This is a genomic window from Halorhabdus tiamatea SARL4B, assembly GCF_000470655.1.
GTDB lineage: Archaea > Halobacteriota > Halobacteria > Halobacteriales > Haloarculaceae > Halorhabdus > Halorhabdus tiamatea.
In genome coordinates this window covers 390,417-412,918 of sequence record NC_021921.1, presented here as the reverse complement: position 1 = coordinate 412,918, position 22,502 = coordinate 390,417, and the positions used below count along the sequence as shown (strand labels likewise).

29 protein-coding genes and 2 tRNA genes are annotated in these 22,502 nt (G+C 63.5%); 19 read left to right on the top strand and 12 right to left on the bottom strand.

Translation table 11 applies throughout. The features are described 5' to 3' along the window. Positions 1 to 74: 74 nt before the first annotated feature. Positions 75 to 149, top strand: a tRNA-Thr gene (locus tag HTIA_RS02130). 423 nt (positions 150 to 572) lie between these two features. Here HTIA_RS02130 and HTIA_RS02125 read toward each other — a convergent pair. Then, positions 573 to 860, bottom strand: coding sequence for a DUF5789 family protein (locus tag HTIA_RS02125; RefSeq protein ID WP_008524387.1), 288 nt, complete (start codon positions 858 to 860; stop codon positions 573 to 575). 175 nt (positions 861 to 1,035) lie between these two features. On the opposite strand from HTIA_RS02125, the gene HTIA_RS02120 reads away from it, so the two are divergent. The 4 genes from HTIA_RS02120 (at position 1,036) to HTIA_RS02105 (ending at position 3,398) form a co-directional block, all read left to right on the top strand. Then, positions 1,036 to 1,899: a DUF7139 domain-containing protein gene (locus HTIA_RS02120; RefSeq protein WP_008524389.1), complete on the top strand. Its 864-nt coding sequence runs from the start codon at positions 1,036 to 1,038 to the stop codon at positions 1,897 to 1,899. A gap of 50 nt (positions 1,900 to 1,949) precedes the next feature. Beyond that, entirely contained in the window at positions 1,950 to 2,270 is a 321-nt protein-coding gene (locus HTIA_RS02115) for a transcription factor S (RefSeq protein ID WP_008524390.1), read from the top strand. Between the two features lie 3 nt (positions 2,271 to 2,273). Continuing rightward, positions 2,274 to 2,945 carry a hypothetical protein gene (locus HTIA_RS02110; protein WP_008524393.1) on the top strand — a complete coding sequence of 224 codons (672 nt, stop codon included), beginning with the start codon at positions 2,274 to 2,276 and terminating at the stop codon, positions 2,943 to 2,945. Positions 2,946 to 3,011: 66 nt separating this feature from the next. Continuing rightward, positions 3,012 to 3,398, top strand: coding sequence for a type IV pilin N-terminal domain-containing protein (locus HTIA_RS02105; RefSeq protein WP_008524394.1), 387 nt, complete (start codon positions 3,012 to 3,014; stop codon positions 3,396 to 3,398). Between the two features lie 3 nt (positions 3,399 to 3,401). Here the strand turns inward: HTIA_RS02105 and HTIA_RS02100 are convergent, their stop codons facing one another. The 3 genes from HTIA_RS02100 to HTIA_RS02090 form a co-directional block, all read right to left on the bottom strand. After that, the gene (locus tag HTIA_RS02100; protein ID WP_008527440.1) at positions 3,402 to 4,133 is read right to left on the bottom strand and encodes a methyltransferase domain-containing protein; all 732 of its coding nucleotides are present in this window, start codon (positions 4,131 to 4,133) and stop codon (positions 3,402 to 3,404) included. Then, positions 4,130 to 4,513, bottom strand: a complete 384-nt coding sequence (locus HTIA_RS02095; RefSeq protein WP_008527442.1) for a nascent polypeptide-associated complex protein — start codon at positions 4,511 to 4,513, stop codon at positions 4,130 to 4,132. Before HTIA_RS02095 ends, HTIA_RS02100 begins: the two co-directional genes overlap by 4 nt. 74 nt (positions 4,514 to 4,587) lie before the next feature. After that, a complete protein-coding gene (locus HTIA_RS02090; protein ID WP_008527443.1) occupies positions 4,588 to 5,049 on the bottom strand; it encodes a PUA domain-containing protein in 462 nt (153 codons plus the stop codon). A gap of 152 nt (positions 5,050 to 5,201) precedes the next feature. On the opposite strand from HTIA_RS02090, the gene HTIA_RS02085 reads away from it, so the two are divergent. Continuing rightward, on the top strand, positions 5,202 to 5,381 hold the full coding sequence (locus HTIA_RS02085; protein WP_008527445.1) for a hypothetical protein: 180 nt from the start codon (positions 5,202 to 5,204) through the stop codon (positions 5,379 to 5,381). Here the strand turns inward: HTIA_RS02085 and HTIA_RS02080 are convergent. Further along, a complete protein-coding gene (locus HTIA_RS02080; RefSeq protein ID WP_008527448.1) occupies positions 5,378 to 5,875 on the bottom strand; it encodes a LabA-like NYN domain-containing protein in 498 nt (165 codons plus the stop codon). The genes HTIA_RS02085 and HTIA_RS02080 overlap by 4 nt on opposite strands. A gap of 119 nt (positions 5,876 to 5,994) precedes the next feature. On the opposite strand from HTIA_RS02080, the gene HTIA_RS02075 reads away from it, so the two are divergent. After that, a complete protein-coding gene (locus tag HTIA_RS02075; protein ID WP_008527449.1) occupies positions 5,995 to 6,693 on the top strand; it encodes a type 1 glutamine amidotransferase in 699 nt (232 codons plus the stop codon). 27 nt (positions 6,694 to 6,720) lie between these two features. On the opposite strand, the gene HTIA_RS16175 is transcribed toward HTIA_RS02075, so the two are convergent. Continuing rightward, entirely contained in the window at positions 6,721 to 6,864 is a 144-nt protein-coding gene (locus HTIA_RS16175; protein WP_008527450.1) for a hypothetical protein, read from the bottom strand. A 168-nt stretch (positions 6,865 to 7,032) separates the two neighbouring features. Between HTIA_RS16175 and serB the strand changes: the two genes are divergently transcribed. The 3 genes from serB to HTIA_RS02060 all read left to right on the top strand — a co-directional run bounded on the left by serB (position 7,033) and on the right by HTIA_RS02060 (position 9,544). Continuing rightward, positions 7,033 to 7,665, top strand: coding sequence for a phosphoserine phosphatase SerB (serB, locus tag HTIA_RS02070; protein ID WP_008527451.1), 633 nt, complete (start codon positions 7,033 to 7,035; stop codon positions 7,663 to 7,665). Between the two features lie 65 nt (positions 7,666 to 7,730). Continuing rightward, positions 7,731 to 8,756 (top strand): alpha/beta hydrolase, encoded by a 1,026-nt coding sequence (locus HTIA_RS02065; RefSeq protein ID WP_008527452.1) that lies wholly within the window; start codon positions 7,731 to 7,733, stop codon positions 8,754 to 8,756. A 74-nt stretch (positions 8,757 to 8,830) separates the two neighbouring features. Then, positions 8,831 to 9,544 carry a mechanosensitive ion channel family protein gene (locus HTIA_RS02060; protein ID WP_008527453.1) on the top strand — a complete coding sequence of 238 codons (714 nt, stop codon included), beginning with the start codon at positions 8,831 to 8,833 and terminating at the stop codon, positions 9,542 to 9,544. 2 nt (positions 9,545 to 9,546) lie between these two features. Here HTIA_RS02060 and HTIA_RS02055 read toward each other — a convergent pair whose 3' ends face one another. Then, a complete protein-coding gene (locus HTIA_RS02055) occupies positions 9,547 to 10,161 on the bottom strand; it encodes a class I SAM-dependent methyltransferase (protein ID WP_008527454.1) in 615 nt (204 codons plus the stop codon). 101 nt (positions 10,162 to 10,262) lie between these two features. On the opposite strand from HTIA_RS02055, the gene HTIA_RS02050 reads away from it, so the two are divergent. The 4 genes from HTIA_RS02050 (at position 10,263) to HTIA_RS02035 (ending at position 12,646) form a co-directional block, all read left to right on the top strand. Next, on the top strand, positions 10,263 to 11,057 hold the full coding sequence (locus HTIA_RS02050; RefSeq protein WP_008527455.1) for an aldo/keto reductase: 795 nt from the start codon (positions 10,263 to 10,265) through the stop codon (positions 11,055 to 11,057). A 99-nt stretch (positions 11,058 to 11,156) separates the two neighbouring features. Continuing rightward, on the top strand, positions 11,157 to 11,456 hold the full coding sequence (locus HTIA_RS02045; protein WP_008527457.1) for a DUF5779 family protein: 300 nt from the start codon (positions 11,157 to 11,159) through the stop codon (positions 11,454 to 11,456). A gap of 90 nt (positions 11,457 to 11,546) precedes the next feature. Then, positions 11,547 to 12,221 (top strand): hypothetical protein, encoded by a 675-nt coding sequence (locus HTIA_RS02040; protein ID WP_008527459.1) that lies wholly within the window; start codon positions 11,547 to 11,549, stop codon positions 12,219 to 12,221. Beyond that, positions 12,218 to 12,646, top strand: a complete 429-nt coding sequence (locus HTIA_RS02035; protein WP_008527461.1) for a hypothetical protein — start codon at positions 12,218 to 12,220, stop codon at positions 12,644 to 12,646. The genes HTIA_RS02040 and HTIA_RS02035 overlap by 4 nt, the downstream gene beginning before the upstream one ends. On the opposite strand, the gene HTIA_RS02030 is transcribed toward HTIA_RS02035, so the two are convergent. Further along, positions 12,647 to 12,856, bottom strand: coding sequence for a ribbon-helix-helix domain-containing protein (locus tag HTIA_RS02030; RefSeq protein WP_008527463.1), 210 nt, complete (start codon positions 12,854 to 12,856; stop codon positions 12,647 to 12,649). A gap of 177 nt (positions 12,857 to 13,033) precedes the next feature. Between HTIA_RS02030 and HTIA_RS02025 the strand changes: the two genes are divergently transcribed. After that, positions 13,034 to 13,264 (top strand): hypothetical protein, encoded by a 231-nt coding sequence (locus tag HTIA_RS02025; RefSeq protein WP_008527465.1) that lies wholly within the window; start codon positions 13,034 to 13,036, stop codon positions 13,262 to 13,264. A 4-nt stretch (positions 13,265 to 13,268) separates the two neighbouring features. On the opposite strand, the gene HTIA_RS02020 is transcribed toward HTIA_RS02025, so the two are convergent. Continuing rightward, positions 13,269 to 14,303: an FAD-binding oxidoreductase gene (locus tag HTIA_RS02020; protein WP_008527467.1), complete on the bottom strand. Its 1,035-nt coding sequence runs from the start codon at positions 14,301 to 14,303 to the stop codon at positions 13,269 to 13,271. Positions 14,304 to 14,614: 311 nt separating this feature from the next. Then, positions 14,615 to 14,696: transfer RNA gene (locus HTIA_RS02015), tRNA-Ser, on the bottom strand. Positions 14,697 to 14,789: 93 nt separating this feature from the next. On the opposite strand from HTIA_RS02015, the gene purB reads away from it, so the two are divergent. From purB to fba, 4 genes are all read left to right on the top strand, one after another. Then, on the top strand, positions 14,790 to 16,172 hold the full coding sequence (purB, locus tag HTIA_RS02010; protein ID WP_008527473.1) for an adenylosuccinate lyase: 1,383 nt from the start codon (positions 14,790 to 14,792) through the stop codon (positions 16,170 to 16,172). Between the two features lie 101 nt (positions 16,173 to 16,273). After that, positions 16,274 to 17,254, top strand: coding sequence for an isocitrate/isopropylmalate dehydrogenase family protein (locus HTIA_RS02005; protein WP_008527474.1), 981 nt, complete (start codon positions 16,274 to 16,276; stop codon positions 17,252 to 17,254). Positions 17,255 to 17,397: 143 nt separating this feature from the next. After that, positions 17,398 to 18,309, top strand: a complete 912-nt coding sequence (gene pfkB / locus HTIA_RS02000; RefSeq protein ID WP_008527475.1) for a 1-phosphofructokinase — start codon at positions 17,398 to 17,400, stop codon at positions 18,307 to 18,309. 102 nt (positions 18,310 to 18,411) lie between these two features. Continuing rightward, a complete protein-coding gene (fba, locus tag HTIA_RS01995; protein ID WP_008527476.1) occupies positions 18,412 to 19,419 on the top strand; it encodes a class II fructose-bisphosphate aldolase in 1,008 nt (335 codons plus the stop codon). Here fba and HTIA_RS16170 read toward each other — a convergent pair. Together HTIA_RS16170 and HTIA_RS01985 are read right to left on the bottom strand one after the other, a co-directional pair. Then, the gene (locus HTIA_RS16170; RefSeq protein ID WP_020935962.1) at positions 19,402 to 20,658 is read right to left on the bottom strand and encodes an RNA-guided endonuclease InsQ/TnpB family protein; all 1,257 of its coding nucleotides are present in this window, start codon (positions 20,656 to 20,658) and stop codon (positions 19,402 to 19,404) included. The genes fba and HTIA_RS16170 overlap by 18 nt on opposite strands. 303 nt (positions 20,659 to 20,961) lie before the next feature. Next, the gene (locus tag HTIA_RS01985) at positions 20,962 to 22,386 is read right to left on the bottom strand and encodes an IS4-like element ISHti4 family transposase (protein ID WP_020935938.1); all 1,425 of its coding nucleotides are present in this window, start codon (positions 22,384 to 22,386) and stop codon (positions 20,962 to 20,964) included. Between the last annotated feature and the right edge of the window lie 116 nt (positions 22,387 to 22,502).

The following is a 22,502-nucleotide window of genomic DNA, read 5'->3' as shown; positions in this document are numbered from 1 at the left end:
GCGGTCATCGCCACTACGTGTGAGTACGCACCTGGTCGTTGCGGACCATGTGATGGTAGCGCCAGGACGTGAATGCCGGTGTAGCTCAGACTGGCTAGAGCGAATCCTTCGTAAGGATTAGGCCGGGGGTTCAAATCCCCCCACCGGCTCTTCTACGGGCGAACGAACGTGAGCCCAGTGTGAGCGACGTGGGTTTGAATCAGAGAGTGAGCGGTGCGAAACGAACGTGGTTCAAATCCCCCACCGGTTTAGAATAAGCACGCAAGTGATAGACCGCCTGGTCTCTTACCATTCGAACGTTGAGTTCGTTTGTTTGGTTCGACAGGCGGAACAGGCCGAGTGCCTCGGGGTCGTCCGGAAATCGGAGATTTCCGTGATCACGAGAATCGGAGATTCTCGAACGACTTGATCCCGAGGTGGTTCACGTTCGATTGACGTTCCGGATTTTGAACTCCCACTGTCGACTTGCGAACTCTATCAGGAGCGTCTCATTGGCCGATCCTGCTGGAACGAGTAGAGATATGCCGTATCGATTGAACTGTAGCCGCAAAAACCCGCGCCGGTCGCGATCGTCACTCCGTCGGAACCGGCCCCGCCCCGATCTCCTCACGAACCGCCGTCTCGAACTCCTGGCGACGCTCGAAATACGGGACGTCGACCGAGTCGAGTACGTCTCCGAGGGCCTGCGGGCCGTCCGGGGTTCGGATTTCGGTGTCGCCCTCGCGGCGGCGGATCGCACTCTTCTCGATCCCGTACGTGAGTCGCGAGGAGATGCGGGCGAGGGGCACGCCGGCGACCTCCGGGCCGTCACCGAGTTCGATCGGTGGTCCCGCTGTCTCTTCGTCGGTGTCGTCTGCCATAGCGGGCGCTTGGCCGCGGCGGCGATTAGTGTTTTCGGAACCGACACCCGGCCAGTTGCTTCGGAACTGACACCCGCTACGGTTTCGGTCTGCTGCGTTCGGGAACCGAACTGACACCGATCGCAAGACAGGTGTCTGACGCACTGTTTAGTACGAGAACGTGGTATCGTCCAGCATGGCCAGTTTGACGGACGTCTACCAGCGGCGGATCGGTGCGGTCGCGAGCCGTCGCCGGGTGCTCGCGGGTCTGGCGCTGTTCGCAGTCGGGTTGAGCCTGGTTGCCGTCGGTGTTCTCCTGGCGACAACGGGAATCGGGTCGGCACTCGGACTCGGCGTCTACGGCGCACGCGAGTGGGCCGGCATTCTCGCTGGAGTGGGTCTGCCCGCAACGTTCGTCGGACTATTCGCAATTTTGCCGACGAGTCGGCTCACGCGGGCGACCATCGCGATCGGCGCGAGTCTGACAGTCTTCGCAGTCGCGCTGTTTACCTACGCCTACCCGACGCAGTGGCCGGGTGCGCCGGCCGCCGATCCGGCGCTCTCGCTGATGACGCTCGCAGTGTACTTCGTCGGGGCGATCACGACTGGGTGGTGTCTGTTCGTCGCGATCGCGACGTTCAAGACCAGAAAGTCGCCTGGCGGGGCCGCCGAGATGCGGATCACCGAGGAGGGGACGGTCAAACTCGTCGAGGCCGCCGAGACGGGCGTTTCCGGCGTCGGCGGGATCGGCCTGTTCGGGACCGATCCTGACGGCGAGGTGCCGACGCAGACGGGCAATCGCTCGGACAGTTTCAGTGCCACGCGCCAGGCCGCCAGTGATGGCGGTTCGACGACAGTTGAGTCGTCTGCTGACGGCTCGTCCGTCGAGTCGGCCCCGACACGCGGGCAACCGGACCGCTATTGTGGCAACTGCGAGCAGTTCAACTACGTCCGAACTGACGACGGACTCGAACCGTACTGTTCCCATCACGGTCGGTATCTCGAAGACATGGACGCCTGCGAGGAGTGGGCGTCCAACAGCGACGATCGGCTGGTTTGAACGCGACGGCAAACCGGGGGCTTAAGTTCGTCTACTTGTATATCGCGGGTATGGAATTCTGCGACGAGTGTGGTTCGATGATGAAAACAGAAGGCGAGATGTGGGTCTGTGGGAGCTGTGGTGCAGAGAAACCCCGCGAGGCGGACGGCGAAAGCGGGATGGTCACGACGGAGGGCCAACAGGAGGGAGAGATCGTCGACCTGAGCGAGAGCGAGGAAGACGCCCGCCCGACGACCGAAGCCCACTGTCCGGAGTGTGGCAACGACCGCGCGTTCTGGGAGATGAAACAGATCCGCTCCGCCGACGAGTCCGAAACCCGGTTTTTCACCTGTACCGAGTGTGGACACAAGTGGCGCGAGGACGATCACTGAACGGTGACTGGGGACACGGACCCGACTGACGGCGGACCGAATCCCGACTCGCTCGAGGATCGCCCGTGGGACTCCGACGAGGGATCGTACCCGAGAGTCCCTCTCGAGTCGCTCGAATCCGGCGGCTGGTCGCTCCGGGACACCCGCATCGAGGTTCGGGCACGCCTCGCGGGCGTGGTCGCCCGCGCTCACGAGTTGCGCTTCGAGGACGATCAGCTACGGGAGCAGATTCGATCGGCCGGCGGCCCGGACCACCTCTGGCGGCTGTTCTACGCCACCCGATTGACGTTTTCCCCGTCGCTGCCACCCGGCATCGGTCCGGCGATGGCCCTCCCGAAGGTCCGGAGTGCCGCCCGCGAGGAGTTCGCCGATCAACTCCGCGACGAGGGCCTCGTCGACGTCGAAGCGGGTGACGACGACCGTATCGAAGTCGCCACCGGCACGCGGGCGAAACGCACGCACTTCGAGGCGGCACTCCCCGTCGAGACGCCGGCAGGTGAGATCGAGATTCCTATGGAAGGGTGGATCGCCATCTGGCACGACGAAGCGATACTGCTCGCCGGCGGGTTGCATCCCACACGGCTGACTGACGTGCTCGAGGAGATCGACGTCGAGTTCGATCCGGCGACGAGCCGCGAGGAACTCCGGACGTTGCTCCAGCACGTCAGCGTGTGACGAGCCACAACGTCGCCACGAAGAGTCGACACTACTAATAGTTCTGCTGTCAATAGCGACCGACAGATGGTCTCGAGCACATCGTCTCCGCGGGAAAACCGTGGTATCGTTTCGATACTCGCCCTCCTCATGTTGTTCGGTGCAGTCCTCGGATCGTTCGTGATCGGTATGGGATCCCAGGAGCCGGCCACCCAGGCTCCAGCGGTGAACCTGGAGTTCGAGGCCGACGAGGATGGAACTGTGACAATTACTCACGATGGCGGGGAAGCACTCGAACGGGCCGAAATCGAGATTCGAACGCCGGGGACCGTCGGCGAATGGCCCGGTCCGGAACTGTATGCTGGCGAGGAGATCACCGTGACCGGACTCGAAAGTGGTGATGAGATCACGGTCGTCTGGCACTCTCCCGATGGCGATGGCGCTGCGGTGATCGCAGTGTACGACGTCGAGTAGTGTCTACACCAGCCGCCCGAAGGTCAGATACCCGGTGTGCCCAACGCCGGCCGTCGAGGGGCGCGATCCACGGTCGTCGAAGTCCATCTCCCGCTGGATCGTCTCCAGAGTCTCGATCTCCGAGAGGCCGACCTCGCGAGCAGTCTCGACCACGTCCCGGGAGGCTTCGACGAACGGCGAGTAGACGGCGACGAACCCACCGTCGGCGAGCAGGTCGGGCGCGTGCTCGACGAGTGCTGGAGCGTCGGCCGTATCGAGCGTGAGAACGTCGAAGGGCGCGTCTTCCCGGAGTTCGTCGACGTGTTCGGTCGCGTCGCCGGTCCGGACGTCGACGGCGTCTTCGACTCCCGCCAGCGCCATGTTTTCGCGGGCGACGTCGGCGAAGTCGGCGTCCTGCTCGTAGGTCACCACTGACGCCCCCATTCGGCCCACGTATGCGGAGAGGACGCCCGTCCCCGTGCCGACGTCGAGTACGCGGTCACCGCCCGCGACGCCGGTGTGGCCGACGATGAGGCCGACGTCCCGGGGCATCATCGGCGCGCCGGTCCGCTCGAAGTGCTCGAAGAGGTCCGGGCCTCGCAGCGCGCGCACTTCGAAAGCGGTCCCGAGATGCGTCTCGAGGGTGTCTCCCGGCTCGGCGTCTTCGGGAACGTCAAGGACGCCGAGGTCGGTTTCTAAGGTCTCGCCGCGTTCGCGGAGGTACTCTCGGCCCTCCCCGACGAGTAGAACGCTCACTCGAGGCTGGCGATCGCGGCCGCGAGATCGCCCTCGGCCTCCTCGAGTGCCTCGCGGGCCGCGTCCTCGCCGACGTCTGCCCGCTGGACGACGATGTCGACGTCCTCCTGGGGGATGGCGTCCCCGCCGTCGTCTTCGCTCGCGCTTGCGGCGTCACCGCCAGCGCCGCGCTCGCGGGACTCGGGTTCGCCGACGACCTGGTAGGTCTGTTGACCCTGAGCGTCCATGCGCTGGACCTCGGCGTCCGAAAAGACGAGTTCCTCGTCGGGCGTCCTGATGACGACCTCTTCGGCGTCGATGTCCTCGAGGTCGATCCCCATCTGTTCCATCATCTGCTTCATCTTGCGCGGGTTGAGACCCCCGCCGCCTCCGCCAAACATACTCCCCGATCCGGGACGGGCGATCAAAAGCCTGGCGACGTCCCCTCGTGAGTCTGTTTCACGCGTCCACCGACCTATTTGCCGGCCCCGTCCCGAACCGAAACGGCGACGCCACTCGCGAGGTCGGCCATCGCCGCCGCCGGGAGTTCGGCCCGACCGACGCCGAGGAGGGTGTCGTCCTCGCGGACCACGAGGACTTCGTCGGCGGATCGGATCGATTCACCGACATCGAGTACGAACTTCGCGAAGGCGTTTCGACCCTCGCGAACGAACGGGTCGCTCTCCTCGCCGACGACGACCCGACCACTGGGCGCGTCAAGGATTTCTCGGAGTCGTCGGCCGCCGGCGAGCCCCAGTGTGAACCGGCCGTCGAGTCCCAGCGAGACCAGACGCCCATCGGCCGCCTGGACCTGCCGCGGCCGGCCCGACTTCGATCTGGTGACCGTCAACGCCGCGGGCTCACCGAACAGCGCTTCGCCCGCGCCGGCACCGAACTGATAGTCCGCGATCTGTCGCAAGCGGGTCCACTCGTCCATTAGCCCCGTCTCGGGCACAGGCACCCATAATCCCTCCTATCCGGTGGCGAGCATAGCAGTGGACGAAGGCGTTCGCTGTGAACGGTGAACGAGACGGCAAGCGACCACGGGTACGGCTCGATTTAAGCCGTCCCCGACGAAATAGCCGGCCAATGACTGCAAACGCGCTCAGGGAACGTGGTGGATTCGTGCTGGTCGTGCTCTCGGCGGCGATCATCCTCGGAATCGGTGTCACGGACGTGATTCCGACCGTCGTCGCCGGAATCGCCGCGATCGGGCTGGCGGCCGGGACACTATTGGTCGGCACGGCCGGCGAAGAACGTCCTGTTTAAAGCAAGAAGCGTTCGGTATCCTCACTCAGATCGGTGTAGTCCTCGGCAACGTCGAGGAGCTCCTCCGACGTCGACTCCCCGAAGCTCAGCACCTCGACGCGGACGCCCTCGTGTCTGACGTGGGTGACCAGTCGGGCGAAGTCGCCGTCGCCGGTACACAGCGCGATCGTGTCGACGTGGGGAGCCAGCGTCACGGCGTCGAGGCTCATCCCCACGTCCCAGTCGGCCTTCTTCGAGCCGTCGGCGAACGTCTTGATGTCTTTTTCCTTCGTCTCGAAGCCGATGTCCTCCAAGGCGTCGAAAAACCGCTCCTCGTCGTCGGCGTCCGCCCGGATGACGTAGGCGATCGCTCGCGTGAGCCTTCGGTCCCGAACGGCTGCGTCGAGGAGTTCCTCGTAGTCGATATTCTGTTGATAGAGGCTCTGAGCAGTGTGATAGAGGTTCTGTGAGTCGGCCAGGACCGCGACGCGCTGGTCCGGATGGACGTCGGTCATGGCGAAGGCTCCACCCGGCGCGGGCAAAGTCCTTGCGACCCGGCGAGCGGACGATCACGCGCACGATAGCGGTCGCCGCGAGCACAACGCCTATGGAATTGTACGACTCATTCAATAGTATGGACGAGCCGTCACTCGCGCTGCTGGATGCTTCGATCGGGTCGACGCCGGCCGCGGACAACTTCCGGCGAGTCCTCGACGTCCCGGTCTCGACGTACAAGGTCAGCGAGGGCGAGTTACCCCCGGAGCCCGCTGACGACGGGAGGGGCCACGACGGCGTCGTGATCTCGGGTTCGCAGGTCGCCGTCTACGAGGACCGGCGCTGGATCGAGGCGGTCGAGGCGTGGATCGACCAGGCCGTCGAGGCGGACGTTCCCGTCCTCGGCGTCTGCTGGGGCCACCAGTTGCTCGCGAGCGCACTCGGCGGGCGCGTCGAGGCGACTGGGGCGTACGAACTCGGGTATTCGACCGTCGAACGCGTACGGGTGAGCGCGCTTTTCGAGGGCGTCGGGGAATCCTTCGTCGCCTTCGAGAGTCACTCCGACGCTGTTAGCGAACTGCCGGCGGGAGCGACCCGGCTGGCCGAAAACGGCCGTGGCGTCCAGGCGTTTGCCGTCGGCGACGCCTACGGTGTCCAGTTCCACCCGGAGTACGACGTCGAGACCGCACGCTGGGTGGTACAGAACAAGGAGGGCGAGATCGACGCCGACCGACTCGAGTCGGTGCTGGCTTCGATCACACCGGAGAATCACGCACGAACGGCCGACGCACGACAGGTCTTCGGGAACTTCGAGGCGATCGTCACCGAATCCGAATAGGCGCGCGTTACTGCTTCGGTGGGGTCGTTATTCGTCTTTCAGCGTGAACCACCAGTCGTACATCTCGTAGTCGTCAGGGAGCGAAATCGTCCCCTCAGTCGTCTCGACCTCGAGGTCCGGGAACTGGTCACCGATCAACGGAATGCCCTGGGTTTCGTCGGGTTCTGGCATACAGAGTCGTGTTTGAGACATACAATACTAGAAGTGCCTAAGCTGTCCGTGATGCTCCGACCGTCGCAGATTCGTGGTGGCACAGAGCGGCGGCGGCTGTTTTCGCCCCGATCGGGTCGGCCAGCCCGAACCGGGACCTTTGAAAACGGGGCTCGCCAAACGACGGGCATGATCGTTGCCTTCGACTTCGACGGGACGCTGTCGTCAGACGAAATGACGACCTTCCTCGCCGAGCAGTGTGGCGTCACCGAGCGCATGGACGAGATCACCCAACGGGCCATGCGCGGCGAGATCGAGTACGCCGAGAGCCTCCGGGAGCGGTGTGCGCTGCTCGAAGGGCTCGAGGACGAGCGGGCACGAGAGGCCTTCGAGCAGGTCCATCTCCGCCCCGGGGCGGCCGACGTGATCGAGGCCCTCCGGGCGGCTGGCGTCACGGTTGCGATCTTCACCGGCGGATTCGAGCGGGGCGTCGCTGCCGCCCTGGAGCACGAGGGCGTTACCGTCGACACGATCGTCTCGAATCGCCTGCCGGTCGAGGACGGGAAACTCACCGGCGAGGTCGAGGGGCCGCTGATCGAAGGGACGAAAGACGACGCCCTCGCGGACTTCGCGGCCGAGCGCGGCGTGTCGATGGACCGAACGGTCGCCGTCGGCGACGGCGCGAACGACCTGCCGATGCTCGAAGTCGCCGGCCTCGCCGTGGGATTCGATCCGAAACCTGCCGTCGAGCCTGCCTGTGACGTCGTCGTCGAGTCGATGGCCGAACTCCGGGATATCCTGGAAAGCGAGGGTGTGCTGTAGCGGACAAGCGAACCGCCGAGTCGAACCCCGAACTACAAGGTTCGTGTGTTCGTGGTCAGTCACGAATGCCGCGATCCGACAGTGAGCCGACCGAGGAGGAGCCGACAAACGGAAGTAACCCTGTCGAAACACACCAGGGCGTCACCTACGCGGAACGCGACGCGGGGGCGATGAAACTCGATCTGTTCGTTCCCGAAATCGACGACCCGCCGCTGGTCGTCTACGTCCACGGCGGCGGGTGGGCCTACGCGACGCGCGCGAACACCCCCGATCTGGAGCGGTATGCCGCCGAGTGGGGCGTCGCATTCGCGAGTGTGAGCTACCGGCTGGCCCCGATTCCCGAGGACTCGCCGTTCGATCCCGCCCCCGACAACCCGACGCCGCGAGGCGTCTTCCCGGCCCAGATTCTCGACGTGAAGGCCGCCATCAGGTGGTTGCGCGCCAATGCCGAGACGTACGGGTTCGATGCCGACGAGGTGGCGATCTGGGGAGCCTCCGCCGGCGGTCACCTGGCGGCCCTCGCGGGAGCGCTAGAAGACGTCACCGACCTCGCAGGTGACGTCTATCCGGCCGAGGCGGTCGAAAAGCGCGTCGCACCCGAGCAGTCCGGGCGCGTCCAGGCCGTCGTCGACTGGTACGGTGTCAGTGATCTCCGCGAACTCGACGGTGACGGCCTCGAATCGCTCCTGATCGGTGGCATCGTCTCGGAGAACCTCGAGAAAGCGCGGCTGGCGAGCCCGATTTCGTACGTCTCGGAGACGACACCACCGTTCCTCGTGATGCACGGACAGGCCGACGATGTCGTCCCGGTCGACCAGACCGAACTGCTCGCCGACGCTCTCGCCGACGCCCACGTCGACGCGACCGTCTACGAACTCCACGACATGGGCCACGTCTTCGGCGCGGACAGCGAGCGCTCGGCGATGGAACGGCTGACGGGAACGCCCCGGCCTTCGCAGTCGATCACATCGACGGCTCACGTCGCTGAGAGCACGGGAAAGCGAGCGGGCGGACTCGACGGCGTTCCACCGGCCGGGCCCGATGCGATTGGACAGTTTTTGCACCGGGTGATCGGAAACGAGCGAACCTGACTCGTGGTGTGACTTACTTCTGACACACTGAATTGTAAAACTTTAATATCTCTCCCTCTGCACAACTCGTCCGTATGCTATCCAGTGTTGCGTTCGAGAGTATCGAGACGGTACCGCTTTTCGTCGATCGCTTCGTTGCCTCCTGGGAGTCGGCGATCAACGCACTCATCGCCGAGCTTCCGGGGATCGTCGGCGCGGTGATCATTCTGGCTGTCGGCGTGTTCCTGGGCGGAGTGCTCGGCAGCGTGGCCGAAAAACTCGGTCGCCAGGTCGGGTTGGCCGACGTCTTCGTCGACTCGCCGATCGAATCGTTCCTCGGAGAGGACGGGTCGCTGGCGAGTGCACTCGGCGTCGTCGTCAAATACTACGTCGTCGTCTTCGCCGCGTTCATCGCGGTCCGGTACGTCGGCTTTGCGATCCTCGAGGAGTGGCTGCGCGCGCTGATCGAGTATCTCCCGCGGGCACTCGCCGGCTTGGGCGTCATACTGGTCGGCATCGTCGTCGCGGAGTACGCAGCCGACCAGACCGCTGCGTCCGAGGCAGTCCAGACCAGTGACTACGGCGCGTGGGTCACGGCCGGCGTCAGGGCGATCCTGTACTTCTTCGTCGCCGTCATCGGACTCGACATGCTCGGCATCAATCTCGAGATCGTCTACCTCATCGTCGACGGCGTGACCTCGGCGGTCGGCCTCGGCATCACGGCCGCCATTGCACTCGCTGTCGGCGTCGCCGTCGGCTACGCTGCCAAGGAGTACGCCGAGGACGGTCGCGCCACTGCCGAGGAGTAAAATCACCCTTCAGTTCTGAACGTCCGCCGGGTATCCCGCTCGCCGACGACGGCGTCGACCTCGACCAGCCCGCGATCGGTGAAGACGCGATGCCAGTCGCGGTGATAGAGCGGGATGTCCTCGGAGACGTACGTCACGTCCGGTTCGGCGGTCCCGTCGCTGTCACCTTCGTTTTCGACAGTGACGAGGAGGTCGTCGGTGATCCGGACCAGTTCGTCAAACACCCACGTCGAGTCCGGGTGGATGTGCTGGAGCGTCTCGACGGCGAAGACAGCGTCGAACTGTCCGTCCGCGAAGTCCTCGACCACCGCTTCGATGGTGTCGTGATAGAACGTGCCCTGACTCGCGAGTTCAGGGTAGGACTCCGCCATCACGTCGAAGGCGTCGTCGTTGACCTCGACCCCAGTCAGGTTAGTGTAGCCTCCTTCGAGGAGGTGTGCGAGGTGACGACCCGAAGAGCAGCCGATTTCGAGGACGGCCGCCTCGTCGGACAGATACCGGTCGACGGTCGCCCGGATCGCCTCGCTCGTGTCGTTCGGCCCGTAGTGTGCGTAATATTCGGGGGAGTACTCGCCGGAGCGATCGGCCCACTCGTGGCGAACTGTGTCAGGGTCCACACTTCTCGGTCGGGACCGGAACGTAAAGACCTGGGGAACGCCGTCCAGATGCGCTGTCGCCACGGGGAACGCCTTATGCCGTCGCCCCACCGAGTGACGCCATGGAAAATCTCCCGGCAATCGGACTCGGGACACCGACTGACGCCGACGCGTGTCGTCGGGCGGTCAGGACGGCACTCGACGCCGGCTATCGGTTCCTCGACACCGCACAGATGTACGATAACGAGCGCGCTGTCGGTGCCGGGTTAGCGGAGAGCGACGTCCCACGCGAGGACGTCGTCGTCGCGACGAAACTCGCTCCTGGGAACCTCACCCCGGACGCCGTCCGAACCACGACCGAGGAGAGTCTGGATCGCCTGGGTCTCGATCGGGTGGACCTGTTGTACGTCCACTGGCCTCGGGACACCTACGATCCCGAACAAACCCTGCCGGCGCTGGAGACCCTCCGGGACGACGGGTTGATCGACGCCATTGGCGTGTCGAACTTCTCGCCGGCGTTGCTCGACGAGGCACGCACGATCCTCGACGACCCGATCCGGGCCCACCAGGTCGAGTGTCATCCGCTCTGCCCCCAAGCAGCGCTCCGAGCAGATGCGGCCAATCACGACACGCAACTCGTCGCGTACTCTCCGCTCGGTCGTGGGGCGTTGCTCGATCACACAGAATTGACCGCAATTGCGGCTGAAATCGACGAGACCGTCGCCACGACCGTTCTCGCCTGGTTACACGAAAAGGACATTGTCCCGACCCCCCGGAGCGCAACACCGGCACACATCGAGAGCAACCGCAGAGCACTCGACGTCGAGTTGCCGCCACCCGTCGTCGACCGACTCGACGCTGTCGAGGACCGGTATCGGACTGTCGACCCCGACTTTGCTGTCTGGAACGACGGCTGACAGATTGGGAGATGCGTTGCTCGGCGGACGACGCCACCCCGAATCAGTGAGTCGTCGTGAGCGCGTGGATTTTTACCGTCTCCTCACCCACTGAGACACATGAGTGAGTTCGATCTAGATCTGGGTGCGGTCGAATCGGAGTTGCCGGACGAGGACGGTGAGTCTCCCGCGGGGCGCGTCGTGCTCGACATCCTCGACGGGACGACGCCCGACGGGGAGTGGGTCGAACTCGTCGAGAGCGGTGCAGTCTTGGTATTGCACGTCGACGGCGACGTCAACGAACAGGCCGCTGGCTTCGCCCGGGACGTTCGCGATGCAGGCGGGAGCCTGATGCACTTCCGTGGCTTCCTCGTTGTGACGCCACCCTATGTCGAGATCGACACAGATCGACTCGAGTGACCGACCGATACTGGCCAGCATGCCGAACCCCGCGCGGCACGTTTGTCCGCGGACTGACGGTTTATACCTGCAGAGCCCCTACTGGCGAGTATGCCACTCAAAACTACGGGCGAAGCGGCTTTCGATCCAGACGACCGCTGGGCGGGCGGGACGACCTGGATCGCCCATCCCGAGGAGTCGATGCAGCGAGCGAGCCACGCGCTGGTCGCCGACGGCGACGTCTGGCTGATCGACCCCGTCGACGCCGACGGACTCGACGAACATCTCGCAGACGTCGGAGACGTCGCCGGCGTCGTCGTGCTCCTCGATCGCCACAAGCGCGACGCCGACGCTATCGCACTCCGACACGACGTCCCTGTGTACATTCCCGAGTGGATGGACGGCGTCGCCGAGGAGATGACCGCACCGGTCGAGCGCTTCGGGACGACGCTCGCGGACACCTACACCGTCTATCCGATCAAGAACTCCCGGTTCTGGCAAGAAGCCGCCCTGTACGACGAAGACGAGGGGACGCTCGTGATTCCCGAAGCAGTCGGGACGGCGTCGTACTTCCGGACGGGCAGCGAACGCCTCGGTGTCCATCCGATGCTCCGTCTCAGGCCACCGCGTCGCGTCTCTGAGTTCGATCCCGAACGGATTCTCGTCGGGCACGGCGAACCCGTCGTGACAGAGGCGAGTGACGCCCTGGCCGACGCGTTAGACGGGGCGCGACGTCGGACGCCAGCACTCTATTTCGACGCGGCGAAGGACTTCCTCTTTGGATGACGACCGATCCGGAGCCCATCTACGCGACCGAGGGACTGGTCGACGTCCTCTTAGAGCAGGCAGCGGAACGCGCTCCGGACCCAGCCACGGTCTCGATCTCGGTGACGCCAGCCGGCGATTTCTCGGCGCTCGATCTGCCCGACGAGACGCCGGTGTTCACCCACCTGTATCTCCCGGACGCCGGCAGTTCCCTGAACTTCGTTTTCGGCGTCGATCTGGGGACGCCCGCGGGCCAGACCCAGGGGCGGTTCGTCTCGCATCCCGACGGGCGACTCGAACCGGCCCAGTCCGACGACTTCCACGCAGTACTGTTCGTGGCGGTGCCGCCGTGGGACCGGGATTCGATCGCCGTGTTTGACCGCGATAGCACGCCACGGGATCTCCACCTCCTCGACGTCGAACCGCCCGAAGAGCGCCTGGAGTGACTACTCGAGGTACCCCAGGTCCTGTAGCTGGGTGGTGATCTCCTCGAATTCGGCCTCGGTGAGTTCGCCCGACCGCTGGTGCTGGATCACGATGCTCCGGAGCAGAAACCGGACGAGGTCGCTCGTCGAGGAGAAACTCGTCCCCTCGATCGTGGTCTCGACGCGCTCGGCGAGTTCCTTCGGGATCGAGACGGTGGTGTACTCGGTCATGTCCACGGAGAGGGATGGGTCCGGGTTAGGCGTTGTGTCGTGTCCGCGTCGATGTCCTCGCTGAGTGAAGCCACCAACACGCGGGGACGAACTGGCAGTCACCTTTTCGACGGTCAGTCCGAAATACCCCCGTTCTATTTATGTTTCCCTTGTGAACAATTGACTGAGATACCAACAATGGCAATACTCGATTCGTTCGGTGGACTGGTAGCGGGCCTGATCGCGGCACTGGTAATGCTGGTGTTCGCGATCCTGAGTTTCTTCGTCACGGTGTTCATCGTGGACGTCGGGGCGAATCTGGCAGTTGATAATCCGAGTGCAGACTTCGTGACGCTCTCTGCTGCGATCCTCTCGGCAGGGGCGATCGTCGCCGGCGCGTCGCCGATGACGGGTCTCGCCGGCGAGTGACAATTCACCCGAACCCTTCGGATTCGATCCGGTTCGCCGGGACGCCGAGTCGTTCGACTGCTGCGACCAGACTGTACACCATCGCGTTGATCCCACAGGCGTAGACGTCCACGTTGCCGGGGTCGATCGACGGGGACTCGTCCGATGCTGGCTCGTCTTCGAGCCGGTCGTCGATCAGTGTCCCCATCGGCGTCGATACCGCTGTTTCGTCGATATGCTTCAGCAAGGCGTGCTGGACGTACGCCGTCTCGCCGTCCCAGTCGCTCAGGTACGGCTCCCGGCTGAGACAGGGCACGAAGTGGAAATTGTCGCGCTCGCGGGCCAGCCGTCGGAACGCCGTCCGGTACGGCAGGTCATCAGCCCACGCCGCGCCGAGGAACAACCAGACGTCGCGTTTCTCGCCCTGGTACTCGTCGCGACCGGTCTCGAACAGGTAGTCGATCATGCTCTTCAGTGGCGCGACGCCGGTCCCCGTCGCGAGAAAGACGACGTCCCGTGGCGAGGAATCTTGCAGGACGAGTTCCCCGTAGGGTCCGCGGACAGTCACCTCGTCGCCGACGGCGAGGTCGTCACAGATCCGGGGCGACAGTCGCCCGCCCGGCACCCGCCGCACGCAGATTTCGAGGGTGTCACGAGTCGGTGAACTCGCGAGCGAATACGCCCGTGACGTCCCATCGTAACGCAACCCGATGTACTGGCCGGCGACGAAATCGACCGCGGACTCGGTGTTCAACTCGACGCGGGCGAGCATTGGCTTGGGCCGGTCGTATCGTTGAGCCAGCGTCGCGACGCGTCGGGCCACGTCCGGGTGCCCGTCGGCGAGAAGCCGTTCCCGCAAGCCGTCCCAGTCGGCCGGCCCCTCGATCGGGGTGTACGCCGGGGTAACCTCGGCGACCCAGCGATTGATCGCCCGGGTGACTTCCGGCCGCCGGTCCTGATCCATCTTGGTGACCCGTCGCACGCGAGCGGATTCCGTGATCAACGGCAGGTCGGCGATGGCGTCGTGCTGGGATGCGTGGTCCCTGACCTGTGCATCCATACCGGACCCACGTGACACCGATGGAAATGCGTACCGACCACGTCAATCGGAGTGTGCAGAGGGCTCATCGGATGACGAACAGAGTCCGACGGTGGGGCTGGGAGTTTGCCGAGCATCGCGAGGCAAACGTCGATCGGCGAGCGAAGCGAGTCGATCGGGAGTGAGCAAACGCGAAGCGTTTGCGAGCCTCGCGGGACTTTGTCCCGCGGTGTTTGAACCCGATGCCAGACGTGCTCGCTTCGCTGCGCGCGTCTGCCGTGATTCAAATCCCAGTTGCACCGCTCAGCGCTCACGTTCGTTCGCGCAGAAGGCGGTGGGGCTGGGATTTGAACCCAGGAGGCTTGCGCCACCGGTTTTCAAGACCGGCGCAATAGGCCGCTCTGCCACCCCACCAGCACCCGGTAATTTCCGGCCGGCGTTCTAAATCCTGTCGGTCGCCCCCGACCGATCGGCAAGTTTTTTCGCCGTCTGGTCTGAGCCACCACCATGACTGATCGCGATCCGCTGTCGGCTGTCTCGCCGCTCGACGGCCGGTATGCCCGCTATACGGAGCCACTCGTTCCGTACGCCAGCGAATCGGCGTTGATTCGCGCCCGCGTCCGCGTCGAAGTCGAATACCTGCTCGCGCTCGCCGACCTCGACGCGACGCCCCTCGAGATCGACGACGACAAGCGCGAGAAACTCCGCGCTGTCTACGAGGACTTCGACGACGAGGACGCCGCCCTGGTCAAGCAGATCGAGACTGAGGGCACCGAGACGTACGACGCGACCAACCACGACGTCAAGGCCGTCGAGTACTTCCTCCGAGAGCGACTCCCTGCCGGTCTCGAGGCCGAACAGTGGCTCCACTTCGCGCTCACCAGCGAAGACGTCAACAACCTCGCCCAGCGGCTGCTGGTCAAACCCGCCGTCGAGGATGTCCTCCTCCCCGCCCTCCGGGACGTCCGGGACGCCCTGGTCGAACTCGCCCACACGTATCGCGATACCCCGATGCTCGCCCGGACCCACGGCCAGCCGGCCACACCGACGACCTTCGGCAAGGAGATGGCCGTCTACGCCTCGCGACTCGGCCGCGCGCTCGGCCGAATTCAGTGGGCGACAGACGGGCTCTCCGGGAAACTCGCCGGGGCGTCGGGAACCTACGCCGCCCATCACGCGGCCTACCCCGACGTCGACTGGCCGACCTTCGCGCTGGGGTTCGTCGACTCGCTCGGCCTCGACCACGAACCACTCACCACGCAGGTCAACCCGTGTGACGACCTCGCGACGCTGTTCGGCGCGCTCCAGGGAGCCAATCGGATCCTGCTGGACCTCGATCTCGACGCCTGGCTGTACGTCTCCGATCGCTACCTCGGCCAGCGCACCGTCGACGGCGAGACCGGTTCCTCGACGATGCCACACAAGGTCAACCCGATCGACTTCGAGAACAGCGAGGGCAACCTCTCGAAGGCCAACAGCGACCTGGACTTTCTGGCGGGATACGTCACCAACTCCCGACTCCAGCGTGACCTCTCGGATTCGACGGTCAAGCGCAACATCGGCGCGGCCCTGGCCCACTGTCTGATCGGCTACGAAAAGCTCCAGACGGGCCTTGGAAAGGTCGTTCCCAACGAGACAGTCATGCGTGAGGATCTGGAGGACACCCCCGCCGTCATCGGCGAGGCCGTCCAGACCATCCTGCGTCGGGAGGGCTACACCGACGCCTACGAGCGCGTCAAGAAACACACGCGCGGTGAAACGGTCACGATGGCCGACTTCGAGGCGCTGTTTGCGGATCTCGACGTCGATCCGGCTGTCAGGGACGAACTCGAAGCACTTACTCCGGCGTCCTATACTGGTATCGCCGAGGAGTTGGCCGACGTTCAGTAGCCGAGAGCCGACGAGCGACAGCTCTCGATCCGGCGACCGCCTTCGACCTATCGCTCAGGCATATCGATACCCTCTTTTCCCCGCCTGTGGGAGCTATCGACATGACGAAAGAGATCGCCGCCATTCCGGGCGACGGCATCGGTCAGGAAGTGCTCCCTGCAGCCATCGACGTCCTCGAAGCGCTCGATCGGGACTTCGAGTTCGTCGAGGGACGCGCGGGCAACGCCGTCTACGAGCGCGAAGGGACACCCCTTCCCGAGGAGACCCGCGAACTCGCACGCGAGGCGGACGCGACGCTGTTCGGTGCCGCGGGGGAGCTCGCGGCCGACATCATCCTCCCGCTGCGCCAGGACGTCGAGGCCTTCGCCAACGTCAGGCCGGCCCGGGCCTACCCCGGCGTCGACGGCGTCAAGCCCGAGACCGATCTGGTGTTCGTCCGGGAGAACACCCAGGGCGTCTACGCCGGCATCGAGTCCGACCTCACCGACGACGTCGCGACGCTGACGCGACTCATCACCGGCGAGGCCTCCCGAAAGATCGCCGAATACGGCTTCGAGTACGCCGACGAACACGACGCCGACCGGATCACTGTCGCCCACAAGGCCAACGTGATGCGAACGACCGACGGGTTGTTCGTCGACACCGCCGCCGAGGTGGCCGAGGAGATGGACGTCGAGTACGACGAGGCACTCATCGACGCGCTCGCGATGCACCTCGTGATGCACCCCGAAGACTACGACGTGATCGTCACGCCGAACCTCGCCGGCGACGTCCTCTCGGACCTGGCGGCGGGTCTCGTCGGCGGACTCGGCATGTTGCCCAGCGCCAACGTCGGCGACGACAACGCGCTGTTCGAACCCGTCCACGGCTCGGCTCCCGACATCGCCGGCGAGGGGATCGCCAACCCGTCGGCGATGATCCTCTCGGCTGCGATGATGCTGGAATACTTCGGCGACGACGAGGACGGCCAGCGCGTCCGGAACGCCGTCGAGACTGTGCTCGAAGACGGGCCGCGCACGCCCGACCTCGGCGGGGACGCCTCGACCGAAGAATTCACGGACGCCGTTCTCGAAGAGCTCTGAACGGTTGATCCTGCCTTCCTGGCGGCTTGAGGGCCAGCAATTGCTATCGATACGTCGAGACCGACCTTCTTAAGACGGTGTAGTGCCACCCTCAGAGGGAAAACGGGACTGTCGGCACGCCGACGGCCCGGAGGAGCTCGAACATGATACTGACAGTCACACCGAATCCGGCAGTCGATCAGACGATCGAGATGGACGAAGAGATCGAGGCCGACGCCGTCCAGCGGAGTACGGACGCACAGTTCAACTCCGGCGGCAACGGCATCAACGTCTCGCAGTTCGTCCGCGCACTCGGCGAGGAGACCGTCGCGACGGGGTTCATCGGCGGGTTCACCGGCTACTTCATCGAACAGGATCTCGTCGACTACGATGTCCCGACCGACTTCATCGAGGTCGAGGGCGAAACCCGGATCAACACGACGCTACTGACGCCCGAGAGCGAATACCACATCAATCAGTCCGGCCCGTCGGCTGACCGAGACGCCGTCGACGAACTGATCGAGACGCTGCAGGATCACGAACCGTCGGTGATCAACATCGGCGGAAGCCTGCCGCCGGGTATGGACGCAGCCGACGTCGACCGGATCGCGTCGGCCGGCGAGTGGGACACGGCCCTCGACGTCCACGGCGAACTGATGGTCGAACTCGACGGGCAATACGAATACTGCAAACCCAACCGCGAGGAACTCACAGCAGCGACCGGCATCGAGGTCGAAACGATCGACGATTGCGCCGAGGCGGCCCGCCAACTCCAGGAGATGGGATACGAGCGCGTGATCGCATCGATGGGCGGGGACGGAGCGGTCTTAGTCACACCCGATGAGACGCTGTACGCACCGCCGCTCGACGTCGACGTGGTCGACACGATCGGTGCCGGTGACTCGATGTTCGCCGCCGTGCTGTGGGCTTACGAGCAGGGCTGGGACGACGAGACGGCGCTGCGGGCCGGCGTCGCGACCTCGGCCCATCTTGTTAGCGTCAAGGGACCGAGTGTCCACGACCTCGATCCCGAGGCGACCATGGACCAGGTTCGGGTCTGGTCGATGCGGGAGTGACAGGCACCGACGGACGCGGGCAAGCGGCGTGAGAAACCGTCGGCAGTATATTCCGCATACGTTATTACGACGGCACCGAAACGTCCAGTCGGTGACTTACTGATGCCGTTCTACGGCGGAGACGAACTCGCAACGGTGTACGACAAGGCGCTCGACGAGGGGTTCGGCCTCGTGGCAAGCAACGTCGCCGAGCCCAACGTGATGATGGGTCTCATCGAAGGGGCTGACCAGGCCGATTCGGACCTCCTCATCCAGATGAGCGGCGGAGCCGCGAGCTTCGCCGGGAACGGCGACCCCGAAGCCGGCCTGCGCGCGATGGGGACCTACATCGAGGAGATCGCCGACCAGTACGACATCGGCGTGTTCCTCAACATGGACCACCAGACGGACATGGACTTCATCGACATGCAGGTCGAGTCCGGTATCCCCTCCTCGATCATGATCGACGCCTCACACGAGGACTTCGAGGAGAACGTCGCTCGCTCGAAGAAGGTCGTCGAGAAGACCGAACAGGCCGACGAGGAGATCCTCGTCGAGGCCGAACTCGGCCAGATCAAGGGCGTCGAAGACGAGATCGTCGCCGAGGAGGCCTTCTATACGGACCCCGAACAGGCCGTCGAATTCGTCGAGCGGACGGGTGCCGACCTGCTGGCGATCTCGGTGGGCACCCAGCACGGCGTCGCCAAGGGGAAAGACCTCGACCTCAAGCCCGACCTCGCGACCGAGATCCACGAGGCGCTCTCGGATCATGGGCTGGACACGCCGCTGGTCCTGCATGGGTCCTCCGGGCTACAGCCCGACCAGCTGTCGGACTTCATGAACCGAGGGATCTGCAAAGTTAACAAGGACACCCGCTACCAGTACGAGTATTCGCGGACGCTCTTTGACCTCTATCGGGAGGAGCCGAACGACATCGTCCCGCCGGAAGGCGTCGAAGACGAGCGCGACGCCTTCTTCAACGACGTCGAGTGGTCGCCCAACAAGGACCGCTTCGACCCGCGCGTCGGTGGCCGAAACGTGCGCGAGCGTATCGCCGAGGTCTACGCCGGCCTCGCGGAAGTCTCGGGCAGCGCTGGCCAGAGCCTGTACAAGTCAGCTACCCACCGCTGAAGCGGTGGGCTTGTCGGTGGACTCCCGTTCAAACTCCAAGCTGGAGTGGACGTTGGACACGTCGCTCACGTTCAATGTCCCCGACTTCAGGGCAAGCTGACCGTTGCCCAACCCACCGGGACGTTTGCCCGATGGTAAAGCTAACAGACGGAGGCCGACGTTTTTCGCCGCGTTGTAGTCGCCGTCTACTTCGTACCCACACTCGTTGCACGCGAACCAGCCCGTTGCGCCGTCGCGGTTCGTACTGGACTGGTGGCCGCACTTCGAGCAGGTCTGCGAAGAAAAGGCAGGGTTGACCGACTCAACGCGGATACCGTACTCGGCGGCCTTGTACGCAATTTGCTCTTGAAGTTCGCGGAACGCCCAGTTGTGCATCTGCCGCTTCAGGCGCTCGTTGTGGGCGTCCATTCGCTCGCGGATGTGGGTCAAGTCTTCGACGGTGATGTACGAACAGTCGTGGCGCAGGGCTTCCTCCACGATTCCACGCGAGATATTGTGCAGGCGGTTCAGGACGAAGCGGTTTTCCCGTCCCGACAGTCGCCGTAACGCCTGCCGAGCGGAACGGGTGCCTTTGTCCTGAAGGCTCCGTCTCACGCGGAAATAGTGGTTCTGTCCCCACAGCAGTTCGCCACCGTCGAAGAACTGTCCCGTGCTGGTCACGGCGACGTTCTTCAGGTTCAAGTCCACACCAAGCACACGGTCGCCATCACGCTGGTCTACCTCCTTCTGAATGACGATGTGGAGGTAGAACGTATCCTCGTCGGGACGGTAGTGGAGCGTCCCCATCCGCTTCTCGTAGTCGTCGTCTTCGAGGTACGACCGCTGGTACTCGCCAAGCACGAAGGCGGCTTCGACGCGCCCGTTGACCGTCGAGAGCGTGGCGTACTCGTCTTTGATGGTTAGCGTGCGCTTGTCGTAGACTGCGGATGGTTCATCGAACGAGGGGAGTGGGCGGCTGTTGCCCTTCTCCCACTCCGTGACGGTGCTTTTCATCGCTTCGACGGCCTTCGAGTAGGCCCGCACCACGAGGTTTGCGGGGAGGTCGGTTTCGTCCCGGAGGTCGTGGTACACTTCGTCGTGGATGGTGGACTTGTTGAGAATCAGGTCGCCGTCGTCGCCTTTACCGTGGTCGATAGTGTAGTTGGCGGCGGTGTTGAACTGCTGGATGGTCTGCTGGAGGTCGTCGCGCCGCTCCTCGGGCACATCGAGTTTGACGGGAACGGTGCGTTTGACTTCCATCACACTCTCACATACGGACGCCTTGTTTATATATTCTGTGTCAGCGTTGGGGAGTCCGCCCTGCCATCGTCGGTGGTTTGCCCCACGGAGCTTACGCGCTTCCTCCCACCCGTGAACGGCTGTCTCTTACCCATAACTCGATACTATAGCGTAAGTTCAACCAGATCAGGCATGAGAAGAAGAAATCAATCAAATCTCTATCAGTATCTGCCCAAGATTAGAGAGGTCTCGATGAAGCCGCGTGAAAAGCTCAGTTGAACTCGTTATTTCGACGGGTTCCGCTGAATGAGCCGCGAAGCGCGCTCATTCAGCACCGAGTTCGTATCCTTCAGCCCACATGCGTAGCTTCTGGAGTCCTTTCCACATCGTCTCCCACCCTGGTGGCGGATCTGAACCACGATCAAGATAACCGCCGAGTTTAGCGACGCTCACTGCGTATGATTTTCCATCTTGGTCGCTCAATTCTGGAAATTTCGTTTCCAGAATTGTGCACTCTGCCTCACTCAGCAGGACCGCCGGAGATACTGAACTATCACCACGGGCAAGTTCTCGTAACTCCAGAACTTTCCACGCGATTACTGAATACATGCTCAACAGAACTTCCATCCGCTCCCAAGTCTGCAGTTGCCGTTCTTCGATGTTACAGCCACTCTTGAGCACTTTATGCCAGTCTTCAATTCGCCAGCGGAGGCCGTAATAGTCGATGAGTGTCAGTGTCTCTTCAAACTCTTCGACCGATTCAGTGGTGAGCAACACCCACTGAATCGGGTCGTCATTTTCACCGACCTCGTCGACTCTCACGACATTCGCCTCGATTGAACCCTCTTGCTCAGGATTATTCCTTGGTGCGCGCAACTCACACGTTCCAGTGGCTATCGACAACTCCACCGTTCTCGCTTCGCGCCCACCTCCCTGTTGAATCTCGATTGTTTTGCGACCTTGCTCGGCAAGGTCGCTGCTCCAGTCAAAGAGTTTTTCAGGTTCACCATCATCAGTCCAAATCCGCCGGTTTTGATTCGCTCGGACGATAAAGCCAGCACTTTCCATCTCTCCGGTGACTTCTTCGTAGAACGCGAATGAATCTGCGCCTCGGTCATGAATGAACAGCGGGCGGATATCGTCGGCAAGCCAGTCTCTGGCTTGCCTGTCGCCACGGCTCCACTTCTCATGCTCATTGTCAAGTTGAATCGGCTCTGCTTTGCCGTTGGCATCGTACTTCTCACCAGCCTGCTGGTCCTCGATCAGCGCCTGCTGATCGATGACTCCAGTCATCCGATGGGTGCGTGGATTGATTCCGATCGTGGAGTGTAGCTTGACGCCTTCGAGATCCATTTCAGAATTGCCAATGTCGCCGAGGCCCTCTTTGGAGGGATGTCTCGGAAACACGAGTTCGGTGGTATCGGAGACAATCAAGAGTTCGTCTGACCGACTCACTCTTGATTGCTGTTGCTGCTTGTGAGCAGAGAGAACCTCGTTGGGGTCCACACTGTCATTATCGCAAAATCGGTATGTAGCTTTTGTGGAGGCCCAGTCTCCGCAGGCAGCGGGGATGGACTCGGCAGGTGAGCTGCCGAGTTCATCCCCAAGTTGAACCAATCGGTCAGTCAGGCGCTTGTCTCCAAACTCAGCTGACCGAAACTCCGCTCGAATCCACCCGGAAACATCCATGTCACACAGCTGTCCATCCTCATCGAGTTCTGGCTTCCAACTCCGTGAGCGGCGTCCCATCTACCAGTCTTGGTTCGTCAGCTCCTCGATTAGGACTTGTGGGTAAGAGACAGCCGTGAACGGGTGGGCTTCCGCGCTGTACCGCTGTGATCTATCCCCTCCAGAACGCTTTTTGC

Excerpts from the sequence above, each read along its gene's own strand:
- HTIA_RS02125 (WP_008524387.1), bottom strand. The coding sequence starts at position 860 with ATGGCAGACGACACCGACGAAGAGACAGCGGGACCACCGATCGAACTC.
- HTIA_RS02120 (WP_008524389.1), top strand. The coding sequence starts at position 1,036 with ATGGCCAGTTTGACGGACGTCTACCAGCGGCGGATCGGTGCGGTCGCG.
- HTIA_RS02115 (WP_008524390.1), top strand. The coding sequence starts at position 1,950 with ATGGAATTCTGCGACGAGTGTGGTTCGATGATGAAAACAGAAGGCGAG.
- HTIA_RS02105 (WP_008524394.1), top strand. The coding sequence starts at position 3,012 with ATGGTCTCGAGCACATCGTCTCCGCGGGAAAACCGTGGTATCGTTTCG.
- HTIA_RS02095 (WP_008527442.1), bottom strand. The coding sequence starts at position 4,513 with ATGTTTGGCGGAGGCGGCGGGGGTCTCAACCCGCGCAAGATGAAGCAG.
- HTIA_RS02090 (WP_008527443.1), bottom strand. The coding sequence starts at position 5,049 with ATGGACGAGTGGACCCGCTTGCGACAGATCGCGGACTATCAGTTCGGT.
- HTIA_RS02085 (WP_008527445.1), top strand. The coding sequence starts at position 5,202 with ATGACTGCAAACGCGCTCAGGGAACGTGGTGGATTCGTGCTGGTCGTG.
- HTIA_RS02080 (WP_008527448.1), bottom strand. The coding sequence starts at position 5,875 with ATGACCGACGTCCATCCGGACCAGCGCGTCGCGGTCCTGGCCGACTCA.
- HTIA_RS02075 (WP_008527449.1), top strand. The coding sequence starts at position 5,995 with ATGGACGAGCCGTCACTCGCGCTGCTGGATGCTTCGATCGGGTCGACG.
- HTIA_RS16175 (WP_008527450.1), bottom strand. The coding sequence starts at position 6,864 with ATGCCAGAACCCGACGAAACCCAGGGCATTCCGTTGATCGGTGACCAG.
- serB (WP_008527451.1), top strand. The coding sequence starts at position 7,033 with ATGATCGTTGCCTTCGACTTCGACGGGACGCTGTCGTCAGACGAAATG.
- HTIA_RS02065 (WP_008527452.1), top strand. The coding sequence starts at position 7,731 with ATGCCGCGATCCGACAGTGAGCCGACCGAGGAGGAGCCGACAAACGGA.
- HTIA_RS02060 (WP_008527453.1), top strand. The coding sequence starts at position 8,831 with ATGCTATCCAGTGTTGCGTTCGAGAGTATCGAGACGGTACCGCTTTTC.
- HTIA_RS02050 (WP_008527455.1), top strand. The coding sequence starts at position 10,263 with ATGGAAAATCTCCCGGCAATCGGACTCGGGACACCGACTGACGCCGAC.
- HTIA_RS02045 (WP_008527457.1), top strand. The coding sequence starts at position 11,157 with ATGAGTGAGTTCGATCTAGATCTGGGTGCGGTCGAATCGGAGTTGCCG.
- HTIA_RS02040 (WP_008527459.1), top strand. The coding sequence starts at position 11,547 with ATGCCACTCAAAACTACGGGCGAAGCGGCTTTCGATCCAGACGACCGC.
- HTIA_RS02035 (WP_008527461.1), top strand. The coding sequence starts at position 12,218 with ATGACGACCGATCCGGAGCCCATCTACGCGACCGAGGGACTGGTCGAC.
- HTIA_RS02030 (WP_008527463.1), bottom strand. The coding sequence starts at position 12,856 with ATGACCGAGTACACCACCGTCTCGATCCCGAAGGAACTCGCCGAGCGC.
- HTIA_RS02025 (WP_008527465.1), top strand. The coding sequence starts at position 13,034 with ATGGCAATACTCGATTCGTTCGGTGGACTGGTAGCGGGCCTGATCGCG.
- HTIA_RS02020 (WP_008527467.1), bottom strand. The coding sequence starts at position 14,303 with ATGGATGCACAGGTCAGGGACCACGCATCCCAGCACGACGCCATCGCC.
- purB (WP_008527473.1), top strand. The coding sequence starts at position 14,790 with ATGACTGATCGCGATCCGCTGTCGGCTGTCTCGCCGCTCGACGGCCGG.
- HTIA_RS02005 (WP_008527474.1), top strand. The coding sequence starts at position 16,274 with ATGACGAAAGAGATCGCCGCCATTCCGGGCGACGGCATCGGTCAGGAA.
- pfkB (WP_008527475.1), top strand. The coding sequence starts at position 17,398 with ATGATACTGACAGTCACACCGAATCCGGCAGTCGATCAGACGATCGAG.
- fba (WP_008527476.1), top strand. The coding sequence starts at position 18,412 with ATGCCGTTCTACGGCGGAGACGAACTCGCAACGGTGTACGACAAGGCG.
- HTIA_RS16170 (WP_020935962.1), bottom strand. The coding sequence starts at position 20,658 with ATGGAAGTCAAACGCACCGTTCCCGTCAAACTCGATGTGCCCGAGGAG.
- HTIA_RS01985 (WP_020935938.1), bottom strand. The coding sequence starts at position 22,386 with ATGGGACGCCGCTCACGGAGTTGGAAGCCAGAACTCGATGAGGATGGA.